The sequence below is a fragment of the Ramlibacter aquaticus genome (genome assembly GCF_015159745.1).
Taxonomy (GTDB): domain Bacteria; phylum Pseudomonadota; class Gammaproteobacteria; order Burkholderiales; family Burkholderiaceae_C; genus Ramlibacter; species Ramlibacter aquaticus.
Genome location: NZ_JADDOJ010000093.1, coordinates 1 through 15,185, shown reverse-complemented (window position 1 = coordinate 15,185; position 15,185 = coordinate 1). Strand labels below are relative to the sequence as shown.

The following is a 15,185-nucleotide window of genomic DNA, read 5'->3' as shown; positions in this document are numbered from 1 at the left end:
CGACGGCGACGGTTGTAGCATTCATGTCGGACTCCTTTCGTTGAAGACCTGATCCCCACGCCAATGAAGACCAGTGCGCCATTTGGACGCGAAAAACGAGAGGAGTCCATCCCATCATTCGACACGGCCGCACAGTTGCTTGCGTGCGCGCTGCTCAGTCGCCCCCCGCGCGCCGGCCAACTCCGACCTTAGGCGTCACGAAATGTCGCACCCTGATTTCAACCCGCCAGGAAAGCCGCCCAAACTCACTGGCCGTCGTTCAACACTCACCGGCCTGTTCTTCACAACGCTCACTCCATACATCGAGCCAAGCGAAGCTGAAGTCGACGAGGCGCTTGCGGTCCTGGGTATGCGGCGAGGTGCATGCGTTTGTGCCTACTGTGGTGACAAGAAGTCCGAGTGGGATCACTTTCGCGCAGTGGTGAAAGATCGCAAGCCGACGGGCTACATCACCGAGATCGCCAACCTTGTCCCGGCTTGCGGAAAATGCAATCAGTCTCGAGGAAATAAGGACTGGAAGGGCTGGATGCTTGGTTCAGCGGCGCAATCTCCGTCTACCCGAGGAGTCCAAGGAATATCGGAAAGGATCGCGCGGCTTGAAGAGTTTGAACAGTGGAGCAAGCCGGTACGCATTGATTACGCAGCGCTGGCAGAAGAGGACCACTGGACGCTGCATACCAAGAACCTCGAACGAGTTCTTAACTTGCTTGAAGAGGCAGAAGCGCACGCGAAGAAGTTGCGTCTGCTGGCAGAAGCCGAAGCTCGTAGGCAACGCTGAGACGCAGCCCCTCGCTCAAGCAGAGCGCCAACGATATGCGATGTCTGACTTGGGTCGGAAGCGGAGATCCGGCCCCTCCCGCTCCCAGCTGACTTCTTCGCAGCGATAGGCGCATCTCCCGATCACTCGCCCGAGCGCCCACGTTCGCCAAAAGCTGACACGCGCACCAGCGCGGCGATGAGCAGAGTTCCTGCCACCTCGGCCCACCTCCTTCCCAACTACGCGAGGTGCGTTACCCGTGCACATGCAGCATCGCCGTCGCTAAAAATTTTCTCTCAGTACCCTTCAGCCTTGATCTCGGCCAATGCAGCGCTCATGAGCTTGCTCCCAGTTTTCAGCCATTTGAATGGAATGCGCCCGGTCGGTGCCTTCGTAGCCTTCACGATCGGGTGAGCGAGTTCTCCTTCGCCGCGCTTGGTGTGAACTGCCAAGACGTAGGCATACGTCTTCGGGAACTTCGCCATTAAGGCCTTGTTGCCGATCACACCACCAAAGTTTCCTAAGTTCCGGTTGCCAATCTTGCCATCGCGCCTAAATAGGTCATCAACCAGGAGGTCGTTGAAGACGTCGAGCATGCTGACCCAAGCAGTCGGGTTCGTCTTGAAGTAACCCTTGCAGGCTACGATCTTGGACTCGGCGTGACGATAGTTCTTGCCGAAGAACTTCCGCCAGTTGACCGCGAGGTCCATGCCTGTCATCTCGTGCAGCGCCTGTCGGATCCCACACACCTTGGTATCAGCACGGCGCAACTTACCGTTTTCACGCAGCACGATCTTGGCCAGCGGATGAATGTCCCGGACTGGCTTTCGAACATCGCAATCCAGCAGAGCCGCAAGCCATGCCGCTGTCAGGGCCACATCAGCCTCATTGCTTCTCATCGAGATGTTCAAAAGTCGGTCCCGCCGGCTTTTGGCGATCTCAAACCAAGGCATGCCGAAATGCAACCGCGTCCGCAGCCAACGTGTTCGGGAATAGAGCAGCGCATAGTCAGCCTGCCGCTCGGTCAAATGCGATAGGCGGTGCAGCGCGCTCCACAAGGCCGAGGTCAGCTCTGGCGTACTCGTTCGCGGCGCCCACAGCTTTTTCAGGGAAGAGCGCAAGCGCCCGGTGCGTGACGTCGATAGACGACCATCCGCTGCCGTCACTAAGCTGGCCCGGATCGCCGGGTAGAGGTCCTGCGTCTGAATGTGGCCGAGCAGCCGATCAGCATGCTTGTCGGGCACGGACCGAAACTTCTGCAGGTAGGCTGAGACTTGGGGGTAGTAGTGCGGCGCATGCTCGAAGACACGCCAGAGGCGGTCAAGCACACGAAGCGACGGATCTGCCTTCGCCAGCAGAAACTTGAATCGGGTCGAGTTCGACACGCGATAGCCACCTTCGCGCGGAGCTAGTTCAGCGAGCCTGCGTCGGATACCTGCCTGATCGGGCTCCGGTCCGCTCAACACGGTTTCTACAGGCGAGCTAACAGACTTCAACTCGTCTCGGATGTCCGTCACCTGGTGGATGTCGATCTTCCCCGACTGCGGAAACAAGCCCACGTCCTTACTCAGTCGGTCAAGTGAGACTAGTGCATGCCGCAAGTGCTCCTCGCTCTTGGCGAAGAGGCGGATGTCATCGACGTACCGGAAGTACTTGACGTCGAAACGGGTGCGGAAGTTGTCGTCGAAGTGCTTGAGCACTGCTTCGGAAATAAGCCCCGAGCTCAACGGCCCCTGCGGGATGCCGTGGTCGTGATAGATCTGGGTCGTCGTCGCCGTCCACTTGTTCAGAAGCCGAGTCAGCTCCATGCAGAAGTCATGACCAAGGCCAATTTCCTTGAGCATGTGGCGCAGCACGTTGTGATCAATGCTGTCGTAAAAAGCCGTTAGATCAAAGCTTGCTGTCCACGTGTAGCCGTTCGCAAATACCGTCTCAGCAGCCTTGTTGAAGGCCTTGTAACCATCGGTCCAACGGCGGTAGAACCACAGGCTCGTCGCTCCTGCGTACTGGTGACCGAACACCTGGCGGTTGTACTTGCTTCTGACGCGCGGGTGCAGTCGCTCAGCGACAATATTGGCCATCGCCTGATACACGATCTGGTCCTCGATGCCCAGCAGCGTGTAGGGACGCAGGATGCCAGAAGGCTTCGGCAGGAAAAGCTTGCATGCGTCGGACGGCTCAAAGATGCTTCGATCAAGTCGATCTTTCAGGTGCTTCAGCAGGGCTCCGTCTGCAGTCGCGTAGGCCGAGTAGAGCTCCCGGAAGTGTGATTTGTACGTCCGATCCGGATTCGAGCGAATCCACTGCCACGCACGCTGCAGATTCTCTAGACGCGCGGCAGACTTCGGGAACGGCATAACGAGCGTTTCCTTTTGCAAAGCGTCTTAACGCGGGTGAAGGCTTTACTGGTCATCGGAGCGCTCCGTTTGCGACCAGAGCGTCCAGACACGGCCAGCCCACCGTGCTGCGTCAACTTTGCATGACATGGTAACGTCCGCGCCCTCGCAGTTGAGCGACTAGCTGTCCGCGAGGACTTCTTGTCTGCTTCGTGGCATTTAGCTGCCGCTCGGCGGACGAATGGGTAAAGCCCGCAAGCAGTCTGAAGCAGACATTCATTCTTTGGCCCCTCACACCAGGTCAACGTCCGCTTCCGGCCAAACACTGCCGTCATGCAGGGCAGTGCCCTTACAGCGGCCCCAGCCCCGCCTTCCCGCTCAGCGCGCCAGCCAGCGCTGCACCTGCTGGCGCAGAAAGGCCGCGTCTTCGGGGTTGCGTTGCGGGTTGCCGGCGATGTGCCCCCAGATGCTCGGGATGGGCACCAGCTCTGCGTCGCGCAGGTGCGGCAGGTCCAGCGCGTTGTCGGCCACGCGGAAATACAGGTCCGTCTCGCCCGGGAGCAGCAGCACGCGCGCGCGTATCGCCCGCAGGGCCGTGGGCAGGTCGCGGCCGTACGCGTCACAGTCGCTGATGTCGGCCTGGTCCCAGGTCGCGATGTGCGCCAGCAGGTTGGCCGCGTCGCGGTGCGCGTACCGCACGTTCCAGTTCGTAGTGAGATAGTCCTCGAGATCGGCGGCGCCGAACGCGGTGCGGTACAGGCCTTTCCGGTAGAACTCCTGGCTCAAGGCCCAGCCGGCGTAGATGCGGCCGAAGGCCTTCAGCGTGGCCTCCGGCTTCGCGCGGAAGCGGCCTGCGCCCGCGTATTCGGGGGCCGCTTCGAGCACAGAGCGCAGGCCACGCAGGAACACCTGGTTGTGCGGTGCGGTGCGCGAGCTGCCGCAGCAGACGATGGCGCGCTCCACCTGGTCCGGGAAGAGCGCGGCCCAGTGATAGGCCTGCTGCCCGCCCATGGACCAGCCGTACACGCACGCCACGTGCTCGATGCCGAACTGCTGCCGCAGGAAATGCTGTTGGGCCCGCACGTTGTCGCCGGCGGTCACCAGCGCCGGGTACGCGTCGTCGTTGGAGGGGCTGGAGGACAGGCCGTTGCCGAACATGTCCGGGATGACGATGAACCAGCGGGTCGGGTCGAGCACGCCCTCGGGGCCGATCAGCCACTGGATGTCGCTGTGCTGGGCGGAGAAACTGGTCGGGTACACGATCACGTTGTCACGCCCGGGCGCCAGGGTGCCGAACGACTTCCAGCTCATCCGTGCGTTGCGCAGCACGGCGCCGGACTGCAGCGGCCAGTCGCCCAGGGAGAAGACGCCCGATTGGGTGGGGAAGTCGGTCATGGGGGGATCCGTCGAACGCGAAGCAGGCAGCATACCCGCCGGGCTGGCAGCCTGCAGGCCGCCCGCGTTCACTGGCCTTCGCCCGCCTGGGGTGGGCCGGCGCCCCAAAGATCGCGCTTGGGCTGGAACTCCAGCGCCACGCCGTCCTCTTCCACGCGCAGGCGCGCGGGGGTGAAACCCATCGCATCGGTCAGGCCGAGTTCCTGCGCGCTGAAGCGGTGAAGCACCAGCGCAGCGTCCAGCGTTTGCACCCATGGCATCACCAGGTCCTGGAGGCCCCGCTGCGCCTGGGGAGCCAGTCCCGGGACATCGAGTCGCGCGAGTTCCGGCTGCACGGCGCGCAGGGTTCGGTCCTGCGCCTGGTAGCGCAGGGCGAAGAGCAGGTCGAGCCGGCCGGGCGGCAAGGGGCCCAGCGCGCTGCCGGAAGCCTCTGCCAGCAGCGAGGCGCCCGCCCTGTTGCGGCTCGGCCGCAGCAGCAGTTCGGGTGATCGCAGCACGAGTTCGGCCAGGCCTGGGATGCCCAGTCGGACCGGAAAGCGGGCCGCCAGGTCGGCGCTGAGCTGCCGTGCCGAGAGCTTGTAGCGAGGACCGGCCTCCTCTGCGTGCGAGGAGGCCGCCACGCCGGCAGCCAGGGTGATCATGAAGAGGCGGCGGTCCACTCGCTCATTCTGCCGGGCGGCTGCGGGCACCGCTGAATTCAGGTGCAACCAAGGTTCGCGCCTCGCCAGAAGCCGGGCGCAGCCGGCGCCTCAGCCCGGGAAGGAATTTCGCGCGGGGCCGGGCTGCTGGGCCAGCCGCTCAGTGGGGATTCGCGCCGGCCCTGGGCCGCACGACCGACAGCACGGCCGCCACCAGCGCGTGGGGCTGGAGCGGCTTGGTGAGGTGAGCGTCGAACCCCGCCTCGTGCGCCCTGCGGCGGTCCTCCTCCCGGGCAAAGGCCGTCAGCGCAACCGCCGGCATCGCCACCAGGCCCTTGCGCTGCGCGTAGCGTCGCACAGATTCGCTCGGTCGTCTGTAGGCCTCGGGCCGGGGGGGCCATTGTCTGTAGTCCCCATGAGGGCGTCTGTAGGACGTGGCCTACCGTTCAGCTCACATCACGGGCCGCATGATCTCCGCATGTGTTTGTTATTAACATGAAAGTCAAATGCCGGGACGAGCGGTCCAAACGTACCGCGTCTGGGGGACGTCGTGGACGGCCGGAATCACTCTCCAGCCTGAAGCCGTCTTTGCACTGCGCCCACAAGTGGCCCGACCGCAGAAGGAGGGAACGGGGAGACGCTGCTGACGTTGATCTCGCAGAGCACGAAGCGTTCTGGACCTGCGCTTGAGCGCTGTCCCCGCATGAAATCGCAGTCCCAGAGCAGCGGAAGTCGGCCACGAGACAGCCTCACGCGCTGACGCAAAAGTTCAACCCAGCGGTCTTCGAGCAAGCGTTTGAGTTCCTGGAATTGCGGCAGATCGGCAGCGTGATAAAGCCGCGGGCCTGGTGCCGGTGGCGCGCCGCCCGGCTCTGCGGGAAAGAGCGCGTTCACTGACTGGACGCCGAAGCCCGCGACGCGGTCCTCGACCAGGTACGCCCGGACCATGCCTTCCACCAGGCGCGGCTGCCATTCCTGGTCAATCATGTGCCCGCCGTTCACCGCCTCGAAGTAGGGAGACATGCGTTCGGCAAGCTCCGGCCAAGTCAGCGTCTCTTCCATGCAGCCACGCTGCGCATGACGGACCTTCATGGCGGTCAGCGTCGAGTCGACAGCTTCGACTCGCCACACGCCGATACCGCTGTGTCCGCGGTGCTGCTTCAGCACGCGGGCGCCTTGGCGTAGGCGGGCCGGCAACTCCTCTTCCATCTGTGCCAGGGAATCGATGCAATGCACGTCGCTGCCAAAGGGAAGGTCGCGGGTCTCGAAGAGAACGTCCTTGGTGCCGAGCTTCAGGATCGTGTCCGGGTGCGTGCTGACCATGACCCCGCCATCCGCAATGCGCCGCAGCATGGCGTCCAGGCGGGCACGCGTCCGCCCGCCTTCGATGGGGTTGCTCCAGACGAGCACCAGCCTCACTTCCCGCAGTTGGGCTTCCACCTCGCCTTCGAAGTCGTCGTGATAGACGGCTGGGCTTGCCGGGATGCCTGCCGATGCGAAGGCCTCGAACAGCTGTGAAAACCGGCTCTCGCCGGGATCGGAACGGTCGCGGGCTGCGCGATCACCGGGGTACAACAGGGCGACGGAGGGTGTGGGCATGGTTTCACTCGACTCGAAAGATGAGGATGGCCGCAGAGCTTTTTCGACGTGGTGCCGCGACGTAGAGTTGGCGGGTCTGAGGCACGAAAAGCCCGGTGCGGGCGCCGGGCGATGTGAGGGCCCGCTGAAGAAGCTGCAGCGGACCGCCAGGGCTGGCATCGACGACGTCCACAGCCCCCGCGCCGCAGACGGCATACACCCGGGAACGCTGGGCGTCGAAGAAGAGGTCGTCGGCGTCGCTGCACAGCGCGAGGCGTTGCAGCTGTGCACCCGTGCGGGTGTCCATGGCCACCAATACGGCCGGCTGCCTCGTAGCCACGAAGAGCCGGTGGTGGAGTGCGTCCAGCGCCATGGCATAGTTGCCCGCCAGTGGCCGGAGGGACCACCGCGCCTGCTCCTTCCCGGTGGCACGATCGACCACGACGACGGCGCCCACCTCCGGAACGTTCACGAAAGTCCGGCGCCCCTCGGACTCGAAGGCCTCCGGATGACCCGGGAGGGCGGTGTGGCGCAGCACGGTCAGGGTGTTGAGATCGAGCACTGCCAGAGACGAGGCGTAGCCGGCCAGGAGTTCCGATTCGCCGGAATTGATCCGTAGGTTGTCGGCATCGGGCAGCCCCTCGACGGAGTGTTGCGCCCGCCCATCTCTCAGGGCTTGGAGGGTGCCTCCCCCGCTGGCGATGAGGAGCCACCGGCGCGTGGGTTCGAATGCAAGTCCCTGCGGCTCATCGCTGCGCGCCGTGCGTCCCAGGTACTTTCCTTGCGCCAGATCCACTGCCTCGACCGATCCGGCGCTGCGTGCAGCGACATAGAGCGTGCGGCCTGCAAGGTCGATAGCCAGGTGATCGAGGCGACCCTCGACGCTGGGCAGCGCGATAGTTCCTGCGGCTTCAAGGGGGGCGGCGTGCGCGGCGACTGCGAACGTCGCCGCCGCGAGAGTGTGCACGAACCCAACGAGGCGACGGGAAGGCAGCATGACGAGAACTTTCATGGCAGAGCGCGGGATGGCTTGAGCCTGGCCCGTCCGGCCCATCAATCCGAAGGCCGGACGGGGGTGCTCAGGTGTCAATCGTCGTCGTCGTCCTTCTCCTTGCTGGGGACGACTTTCCCGTCCTGGGCGATCCAGACCTCATGCTTGGCGCCCTGCGACTCGACATGCGCCTCGTACAACCACTGGCCATCGACCTGGACGCGTTCGACAGCGCTGACGCTGCCGCCAGGCGCCTGGGCCATGAGGGTCTTCTTCACGGCTTTCGGCACCTGCTCCATAGCGACCGGTTCGCCCTTGGGCTTGTCGGCTGGCGGTGCGGCCCGACTGGGGCTGCAGAGTTCCAGTGTCCCGATGAGGACGGCAATGGCGAAGCCCGTTCGCTGCTTGATGCTTTTCATGTGATGCTCCCTGACTGAACAGGCGCGCTGGGCTGCACGAGTGGCCGTGGGCATCGGCATGGCCTGCGGCCAAAAGACTGTGCAACACCTGGCTCGCAGGGCCCGTCGCGCCGGGCCGGGCCTTGCGCTTGCCCTCACGGCAGACTCGCCGCCGCGATGTGCGCCTCGGGAGGCGCGCGCGCAGGCTCAAGGCCTGTCGCGCCAGGGCGAGGCGCCGCACCCGGCGCCTCGCACGAATCAGGGCCGCATCAGCGGATAGGCGATGAGGCCCACCACAGCTGCCGTCAGTACCACCACCGGCTCCTGCAACTTCTTGAAGCGCCACAGGACCACTGCAGTCACCACCGCGATCAGGGCAGTCAGCCAGTCTGTGATCGATCGCTGGCCAATCACCACCACGGCACCGGCGATTGCCCCGATCGCGGCGGCTGTCACGCCGTCGATGAAGGCGACGATGGCCGGGCGCTTGCCGTGCTTCTTGAAGTACGGCGCCGGCAGGATGGTGAGCAGGTAACAGGGCAGGAAGGTTGCGATTGCAGCGACCGCGGCGCCCCAGAAGCCGTTCACGAGGAAGCCGATGAAGCCCGTGGTGATGACGACCGGACCGGGCGTGATCATGGCCACCGCCACCGCGTCCAGGAACTGCCGGTCCGTCAGCCAGGCGTATTCCTTGACGACCCCGCTGTAGAGGAAGGGCACGATGGCCAGACCGCTGCCGAAGACGAAACTGCCTGCGTAGGCGAAGTAGGCCCCGATCTGGGCGAGCTTGTGGGGATCGATGGCGTCGAGGGCGAACCCTGCCAGGAGTGGCACGGCGGTGGCACGCGTCACCCCGCCGCGCAGGAACTTCGGGGGCGCGCGCCAGAGCCAGGTCAGCACGCCGGCGCCCAGGAACATCCAGAGCGATTCGGACTGGGTCACGACGGTGACGACCGCGCTGGCGAGGAAGATCGCCCAGAGCAGCCTGTCCTTGCCGATGTTCTTGGTCGTCAGTTTCCAGGCACTCATGGTGATGATGCCGATCACGGCAGCGCCCACCCCGTAGAAGACAGCCTGCATCCAGCCGAGGCCGCCATAGGTCGTGTAGAGCGCGCCCAGGGCCACCACCATCACGAACGACGGCAGCACGAACGCCAGGCCGGCCAGCGTCGCTCCGCGGACCCTGTAGTGCACATATCCCAGGTAGATGGCCAGCTGTGCGGCGAGTGGACCGGGCATGAGCTGCGCGATCGCCATGCCCTCCTTGTAGTCGGCCTCCGAGATCCACGTCCGTCTCTCGACAAGGTCGCGGAACATGTAGCCCACGAGTGCCACGGGCCCGCCAAAGCCCCAGGTGCCCAGGCCCAGCATGTAGCGCACCAGCTGCCACAGGGTGTAGGTCGCCCGATCCCGCATTTCATCGCCCGGGCTAAGTGTCATCGCAGGGTCTTTCACTTCGAGGAGCGCGCGGCAGCGCGGGTGTAATGTGCGTAGAGCGAGTCCAGCACGCCGGAGACTTCCGCGAGAAGCGCATCGTCGCCGTCCAGGCGTTCGCGGGCACCGGCCAGCATGGCCTCGAAGCCAGCTGCCTCTGCGACGGGCTCGCCGCCGACATCGAGTTGATGGACCAGGCTCCCGAGCTTCAGGAGACCCGGGTCTTCCTCGAGGCCGAAGCTGGCAAGGAGCGTCTCGAAAGTCACCCGGTCACCCACATGCGTGAAAGTGGCCCCATCGAAGTCGAAGCCCAGTGCCTGTTCGGGGCAGTCGGACGGCCGCTCCAGCCACAGGAAGCTCGCCTCGGGATCGATGAACTTGCGGATCAGCCACGCGCTCGCGACGCGATCGACCCACAGGCGACGGCGAGTCGCCCACGTGCGCCCGCGGTACTCGTGGGGATCCAGCCGCTGGACGGTCGCCTGCACTTCATGGGGCTCGTCCGGCGACAGAAGCTGCGCGATCCTTCGGTTCAGCTCTTGCCAGGCTGCGTCGGCCTCGGCCGCTGCGTCGCCCGGGAAGAAGTCGATACCGCGAACTGCCTCGAATTCACGCGTGAGCCGGCGCTGCAGGCGTGTCAGCGCACTGGCTGACAAGCCTGCCATCTCCCTCGTCGCCTCCTTCCAGCCCGCGCGCAGCGCTGAATACTCGTCGGAGCGGTCGAAGAGCTGCCTGTAGGCGGCCTCTTCGTCTGCGCTGCGCGAGTGCACGGCCATCAGCCAGGCCGCACCGCCTTCGCGAATGCACTCGTCACCGAGTTCGCGCAGGCCTTCCTCCCGCGTTGGATCGTCAGGCAGCAGGTAGGCGCCATCGCGCAGCGCGACGGCGCCCATGGCCTTCAGGCCCCGCCAGACACGCATCCGGGCCGTACTTGAAGACGTCGGCAGGCTGACGATCAAAAGAGCCCAAACGCGTGCATGAGCAGATAGCATGTAGACATCATAACGGTCTGTTGCTATCGCGACAAGATAACGGATGCGCTTGCGTTCTGGGGATCCCCATCAAGACGGCACTGCCGCAGCCTGCAGTGGCTTGCCGGCCGCCTTCCACGCTTCGATACCACCGCTCAGGTAGCGCACATCGAAACCTCGCGCACGCAGCGACAGTGCCGTCGAGCGGCCGATGTCCAGCCCCTTGAGGCAATAGACGAACACGGGCTGGGTCACATCGACCTCCCCGGTCCACCGATCCAGCTGCGCCGGGTCGTACCAGGACGCACCTGCCAGCATGTCGCTCGCCGCCGCAAAGTCCTCGGCGCGTCTCACGTCGATGACGCGTGCGGTGGACGGGTCGACCGCACCGATCCCCACGCCAAGCGGCACCGCGTCGCCGGCCACCGCCGCACCATATCGGCGATATACGGCGTCCCAGCGGATGTTCTTCATGAACACGTCGACATAGAAGGCCGCGTCGGCGCCGAAATCCATGTGATACGCGTGCTCGTACATGTCCAGCGCAAGCACCGGGGTCGCACCGGCGAGCAGGTGGGCGTGGTCCGCCGCCCAGTGGGTGACGAGTCGGCCCTCGCGGGAAGACCACGCGAGGATGGCCCAACCGGAGCCTCCGCCCATCGCCTTGGCGAGCGCAGTGAACTCGGCGTGCCACTGATCGACCGAGCCGAAGTCGCGCATCAACGCGACCGAGAGGCCACAGGACGGCAGCACGCCGTCGCCGCCGAGCGCATCGAAGTAGAGCTCGTGCAGACAGGCAGAATTGGCGGCGATCAGCTCTTCTCGCTTCAGGCCGTTGATGACGAAAGAGGGGGCGCTGCCCCAGTCGAGTTCGCCCAATCGTTCGCGGATGGCGCCCAGCCGCCTCACAGCCCCTGCGTAGTTGTTGTCACGGTGGCTGACAACAAGCTCTCGCGACAGGCCGTCGAGCTTGCTTTCATCGAATGTCAGGGGTTTCAGTCTCAGGTCCATGGTGTCCTCATTCCGTTGTGTTCATGGGTAGGGCGCCAAGGCGGAAACCACCAGGCCGAGCACTGCGGGAGCAATGCACCGGCTCACAAAGCTCTTCGAACGATCCGTTCGATGGCTTTCCGAAAGCGCAGGCGTGTCTCATCATTGGCGGTGACCCCGTCTGCCGGCAATGCCGAATCAGCTGCAGTTCCTGCCATCCGGCCGTGTCGTATCGAGTTCTGCGCAATGGAGCTGCCCTGATGACCCAAGTGGAAGTTCGTTGCTGGGGCGGATGAATTCCTGGCGATCCGAGCAAAACGCCTGGGCCCTGGCGCTGTGTCAAGGCGATTCCCGCGGAAACGAGACATCGACCACCTCGTAGATGAGGTCGGAACGCAGTTGCGAAAGCGCTTCTGGCTCGCAGGCCCAGAAAGCGTAGGTGCGCAACTGCATCCGGGCGATGTCGAGCTGCGCGAATGTTCCGAGGAATGCATTCTTGATTCCAGAACCTGCAGGCAGGGCTACGGCTCGGCCAGCCTCCTCCAGCGCGACGCGCAGGGTTTCATGGTCGTTCAGCGTCGATACCGTCAGGGCACATGACCTCGTGGTCGACATCTCCGTTTCGCCCGGCGTGATGGCATAGCCCTGGTGGGGGCGGGTCCACCCGAAGGCGTCCGTCACGCCTTTGTAGATAGGGCCGCACAGAAAGGAATGAATCGACGGCGTGTCCTCGAACAGGTAGAGCGGTGCATAGGTTTTGGGCTGCGGCCTCCCGCGCAGGGGCTCGGAAATCAGCCAGGCCTTCCACCGCAGGCCCGGGAGCGTGCACACCAGATCCCGCTTTGCCGCCACGCGCTCGCGTATTGCTTGCATGGGCTGGTCAGGGTCGAGCGTGAAGCTGTATTGCAGTAAGTCCATGCACAGACCCTACCGCAACGGCCCGCGTGGACCCACGAGTTATGTCGGACCCAGCCTTTAGAATTCCTCAAGGGCACACGCCGCACAGGGGCACATACCAATGCAGCAACTCCTTCCCATCTCCCTGCGTGCATTTGTCGCGCTCGCGGAAGCAGGCACGCTGGGGGCCGCGGGTGACGCGATCGGCCGAACCCCGTCGGCCGTCAGCCTGCAGATCTCCTTGCTGGAGCGCACACTGGGCCACAGGCTTTTCAACCGCGGTGCACGTGGCATGCAGCTCTCGGAAGCCGGCAAGGTGCTTCTGCATCACGCCAGGATCCTGTTCAAGGCCGAGTCGCAGGCCCTCGCAGCGCTTCGGGATGCCCCGCTGCCGGGCGAGCTTCGCTTTGGCATGCCACAGGATTTCGCCGCTTCACGGCTTGTGCACACGCTGGACCGGTTCCGGCGGGCGCACCCGCAGGTGCGCGTGCACGCCTGCATAGAGCGCAACCGGGTCGTCGCGGCGCTCGCACGCAAGGGCGAGCTTGACCTTGCCCTGCTGATTTCCCGTGGCAGCGCCCCTCGCGCGCTGCTGTCGCACCAGCGCAACTCGCACTGGTATGCGGGCAGGGATTTCCAGTGGAAGCGGCGCCAACCGCTGCCCCTGGTCCTGCTGGAGGAGCCCTGCATCTACCGCTCGGACGCCATCCGTGCGCTGGAGCGCTCGGGCATCGCCTGGGCCTTGTCGTTCAGCACCGCCGACGTGTCCGCGATGTGGGCCGCGGTTGCCGCTGGCGTGGGTGTCACTGTGCGCATGGATCTGGGCGCGCCCCGCCATGTGGTGCAGGTGGACGAGACGCTCGCGCTGCCTGCGTTGCCCGCCACGGCGCTGTCCCTGGTGTCTCCGCGATCGTCTGCGTCGCCCAGCGTCGAGGCGCTGGCGACGCTGGTGGGGCGGGCGCTGAAACGCAAGGCCGGCGCTGCAGTGTCCGGCTGAGCGATCCTGCACTGGCGCAGCAGGCCGGGGTACGGTCTACGGGACTTTGCGCGGCTCGAGCAAAAGGCGCAGCGCCAGGCCGCCCAGCACGCTGGCCATGATGTAGCGCTGTGCGGACCGCCAGCCCGGCCTGCGGCTGAACCAGACCGACACGCCGGCGGCGGACAGGACGATGCCAAGGTTCACGGTGAAGCTCACTGCGATCTGCGTCATGCCGAACTGGAGGCTCTGGGCCAGGATGGAGCCGTGACCCGGTCTGACGAACTGGGGAAGGATCGCCAGATAGAAGATGGCGATCTTGGGATTGAGGAGGTTGGTGGCGAAGCCCATCGTGAAGAGTCTCGCAGGGGAGTCCGGCGCCAGCGCTTGCGCTTCGAAGGGGGACCGGGCGCCTGGCCTGATCGCCTGCCAGGCCATCCAGACGAGGTAGAGCGCCCCGGCCCACCTCAAGACCTGGTAGGCAAGCGGAACGGCCATGAACACGGTTGTGAGCCCGGCAGCCGCCGCCAGCATGTGAACCACGAAGCCGGCAATCACGCCGGCCAGAGAGACCACGCCCGCGCGCCGCCCCTGGCAGATGGAGCGCGAAACCAGGTAGATCATGTTGGGGCCGGGCGTCAGCACCATGGCCGTGGCGGCCGCGGCGAACAGGGCGAGGTCGGCGATGGGGATCATGGTTCGTCAGGACATCCGCCGCACGGCAGCGCGGGAATCGACGCCGGTGTGTTGCACACGCCCGGCGGGCTCGGGGGTGGCGGCCGCGCTCTTCACCTGTCTGCGCCTGGCTGCGGGTGATCGCACGTTGGCAAGCCCGGGTGTGGGCGCCACCGAGGAAGGCAACACGCCCAGCAGGCGCACGAAGCTGCGCCGCATTCGCTCGATGGTGCCAAACCCGCAGTCGGCCGCCACTTTGGGCATGGAGGAGCGGCTTTCCTGAAGCGCGGCCCGCGCGGCTTCGACGCGCAGGCTCTCCACGGCCTTCGCTGGTGTGACGCCCGTCTTGGCTCGGAACTCGCGGGCGAAATGGCGTGGACTCAGGCAGGCCTTTGCGGCCAGTTCCTCCACGTCCAGGCGATGGCCGAGATGGCGCCTGATGTGGTCGATGACCCGATCGATCCTGTCCTGGCCGACCTGGAGGTCCAGGGGCGCGGACATCTGCGACTGGGCGCCCGGGCGCCGGTAGTAGACGACCAGTTCGCGTGCGACCGCGCGTGCCGTGTCCTGCCCGTGGTCATCGGCGATCATCGCAACGGCAAGGTCAATGCCGGCACTGACGCCCGCGCTGGTCCAGATCGCTCCTTGCCGCACGTAGATGCGGTCCGCGTCCAGGCGCACGCGCGGGAATTGCTTTTGGAACTGGCTGGTGCGCGCCCAGTGGGTCGTCGCGGTGCGGCCGTCGAGAACACCGGCCGCCGCCAGCAACAGGCTTCCCGAGCACACGCTGGCCACGCGCACCCCGGCAGCGACCGCGCGCCGCACGAAGCGAAGCAGGACCGCATCTTCCATCGCCGAGTCGACCCCGGTCCCCCCGGCCACGAGCAGCGTGCCCAACTCCGACACGCGCGGCAGTGGGGCGGCCACCCAGCCCACGCCCGCTGAGCTGCAAACGACGCCGGCGTCGCGTGCAACGACCCGAACGCGATAGAGCCCGGCGGCTTCGAAGGCCGCCATGGGGCCTGCTGCGTCTAGCAACTGGAAGCCGGGGAATACGAGTACGGCGATCGGATGCGGCATGGACGAACAGGATGAAGTGTGCAACACGCAAAGTGGTCGAAGCCGGGAGGCAGGCGGGCGGGCCGGGCT

General features: G+C 65.3%; 15 protein-coding genes. 2 read left to right on the top strand and 13 right to left on the bottom strand.

What is annotated here, in order from left to right; translation table 11 throughout:
- Positions 1–202: 202 nt before the first annotated feature.
- Entirely contained in the window at positions 203–778 is a 576-nt protein-coding gene (locus tag IM725_RS17415; protein ID WP_193781907.1) for an HNH endonuclease signature motif containing protein, read from the top strand.
- A 275-nt stretch (positions 779–1,053) separates the two neighbouring features.
- Here IM725_RS17415 and IM725_RS17410 read toward each other — a convergent pair whose 3' ends face one another.
- The 11 genes from IM725_RS17410 to IM725_RS17360 all read right to left on the bottom strand — a co-directional run bounded on the left by IM725_RS17410 (position 1,054) and on the right by IM725_RS17360 (position 12,406).
- A complete protein-coding gene (locus tag IM725_RS17410; protein ID WP_193781906.1) occupies positions 1,054–3,114 on the bottom strand; it encodes an RNA-directed DNA polymerase in 2,061 nt (686 codons plus the stop codon).
- Between the two features lie 357 nt (positions 3,115–3,471).
- Positions 3,472–4,488: an alpha/beta fold hydrolase gene (locus tag IM725_RS17405; RefSeq protein WP_193781905.1), complete on the bottom strand. Its 1,017-nt coding sequence runs from the start codon at positions 4,486–4,488 to the stop codon at positions 3,472–3,474.
- A gap of 68 nt (positions 4,489–4,556) precedes the next feature.
- Positions 4,557–5,147, bottom strand: a complete 591-nt coding sequence (locus tag IM725_RS17400; RefSeq protein ID WP_193781904.1) for a DUF1439 domain-containing protein — start codon at positions 5,145–5,147, stop codon at positions 4,557–4,559.
- A gap of 139 nt (positions 5,148–5,286) precedes the next feature.
- Complete coding sequence (locus IM725_RS17395) at positions 5,287–5,484, bottom strand: response regulator (protein ID WP_193781903.1); 198 nt, start codon at positions 5,482–5,484, stop codon at positions 5,287–5,289.
- A 206-nt stretch (positions 5,485–5,690) separates the two neighbouring features.
- Positions 5,691–6,725, bottom strand: a complete 1,035-nt coding sequence (locus tag IM725_RS17390; protein WP_193781902.1) for a Cj0069 family protein — start codon at positions 6,723–6,725, stop codon at positions 5,691–5,693.
- A 4-nt stretch (positions 6,726–6,729) separates the two neighbouring features.
- Positions 6,730–7,716, bottom strand: coding sequence for a YncE family protein (locus IM725_RS17385; protein WP_193781901.1), 987 nt, complete (start codon positions 7,714–7,716; stop codon positions 6,730–6,732).
- A gap of 74 nt (positions 7,717–7,790) precedes the next feature.
- Positions 7,791–8,114, bottom strand: coding sequence for a PepSY domain-containing protein (locus tag IM725_RS17380; RefSeq protein WP_193781900.1), 324 nt, complete (start codon positions 8,112–8,114; stop codon positions 7,791–7,793).
- A 237-nt stretch (positions 8,115–8,351) separates the two neighbouring features.
- Positions 8,352–9,533, bottom strand: coding sequence for a chromate transporter (locus tag IM725_RS17375; RefSeq protein ID WP_193781899.1), 1,182 nt, complete (start codon positions 9,531–9,533; stop codon positions 8,352–8,354).
- 11 nt (positions 9,534–9,544) lie between these two features.
- A complete protein-coding gene (locus IM725_RS17370) occupies positions 9,545–10,519 on the bottom strand; it encodes a chromate resistance protein ChrB domain-containing protein (protein ID WP_193781898.1) in 975 nt (324 codons plus the stop codon).
- A gap of 69 nt (positions 10,520–10,588) precedes the next feature.
- Positions 10,589–11,509: a Fe-Mn family superoxide dismutase gene (locus tag IM725_RS17365; protein WP_193781897.1), complete on the bottom strand. Its 921-nt coding sequence runs from the start codon at positions 11,507–11,509 to the stop codon at positions 10,589–10,591.
- A gap of 318 nt (positions 11,510–11,827) precedes the next feature.
- A complete protein-coding gene (locus IM725_RS17360) occupies positions 11,828–12,406 on the bottom strand; it encodes a DUF4865 family protein (protein ID WP_193781896.1) in 579 nt (192 codons plus the stop codon).
- A gap of 100 nt (positions 12,407–12,506) precedes the next feature.
- Here IM725_RS17360 and IM725_RS17355 point away from each other — a divergent pair, with 100 nt between their 5' ends.
- Positions 12,507–13,382, top strand: a complete 876-nt coding sequence (locus IM725_RS17355; protein WP_193781895.1) for a LysR substrate-binding domain-containing protein — start codon at positions 12,507–12,509, stop codon at positions 13,380–13,382.
- Positions 13,383–13,418: 36 nt separating this feature from the next.
- On the opposite strand, the gene IM725_RS17350 is transcribed toward IM725_RS17355, so the two are convergent.
- Both IM725_RS17350 and IM725_RS17345 read right to left on the bottom strand, forming a co-directional pair.
- Complete coding sequence (locus IM725_RS17350; RefSeq protein ID WP_193781894.1) at positions 13,419–14,057, bottom strand: LysE family translocator; 639 nt, start codon at positions 14,055–14,057, stop codon at positions 13,419–13,421.
- A gap of 6 nt (positions 14,058–14,063) precedes the next feature.
- Entirely contained in the window at positions 14,064–15,116 is a 1,053-nt protein-coding gene (locus tag IM725_RS17345) for a GlxA family transcriptional regulator (protein ID WP_193781893.1), read from the bottom strand.
- Positions 15,117–15,185: the final 69 nt, after the last annotated feature.

What these genes read in the sequence shown, in the direction of transcription:
- IM725_RS17345 (WP_193781893.1), bottom strand. Translation starts at nt 15,116, where the DNA reads ATGCCGCATCCGATCGCCGTACTCGTATTCCCCGGCTTCCAGTTGCTA.
- IM725_RS17350 (WP_193781894.1), bottom strand. Translation starts at nt 14,057, where the DNA reads ATGATCCCCATCGCCGACCTCGCCCTGTTCGCCGCGGCCGCCACGGCC.
- IM725_RS17365 (WP_193781897.1), bottom strand. Translation starts at nt 11,509, where the DNA reads ATGGACCTGAGACTGAAACCCCTGACATTCGATGAAAGCAAGCTCGAC.
- IM725_RS17415 (WP_193781907.1), top strand. Translation starts at nt 203, where the DNA reads ATGTCGCACCCTGATTTCAACCCGCCAGGAAAGCCGCCCAAACTCACT.
- IM725_RS17360 (WP_193781896.1), bottom strand. Translation starts at nt 12,406, where the DNA reads ATGGACTTACTGCAATACAGCTTCACGCTCGACCCTGACCAGCCCATG.
- IM725_RS17410 (WP_193781906.1), bottom strand. Translation starts at nt 3,114, where the DNA reads ATGCCGTTCCCGAAGTCTGCCGCGCGTCTAGAGAATCTGCAGCGTGCG.
- IM725_RS17390 (WP_193781902.1), bottom strand. Translation starts at nt 6,725, where the DNA reads ATGCCCACACCCTCCGTCGCCCTGTTGTACCCCGGTGATCGCGCAGCC.
- IM725_RS17355 (WP_193781895.1), top strand. Translation starts at nt 12,507, where the DNA reads ATGCAGCAACTCCTTCCCATCTCCCTGCGTGCATTTGTCGCGCTCGCG.
- IM725_RS17370 (WP_193781898.1), bottom strand. Translation starts at nt 10,519, where the DNA reads ATGCTATCTGCTCATGCACGCGTTTGGGCTCTTTTGATCGTCAGCCTG.
- IM725_RS17405 (WP_193781905.1), bottom strand. Translation starts at nt 4,488, where the DNA reads ATGACCGACTTCCCCACCCAATCGGGCGTCTTCTCCCTGGGCGACTGG.
- IM725_RS17385 (WP_193781901.1), bottom strand. Translation starts at nt 7,716, where the DNA reads ATGAAAGTTCTCGTCATGCTGCCTTCCCGTCGCCTCGTTGGGTTCGTG.
- IM725_RS17375 (WP_193781899.1), bottom strand. Translation starts at nt 9,533, where the DNA reads ATGACACTTAGCCCGGGCGATGAAATGCGGGATCGGGCGACCTACACC.
- IM725_RS17380 (WP_193781900.1), bottom strand. Translation starts at nt 8,114, where the DNA reads ATGAAAAGCATCAAGCAGCGAACGGGCTTCGCCATTGCCGTCCTCATC.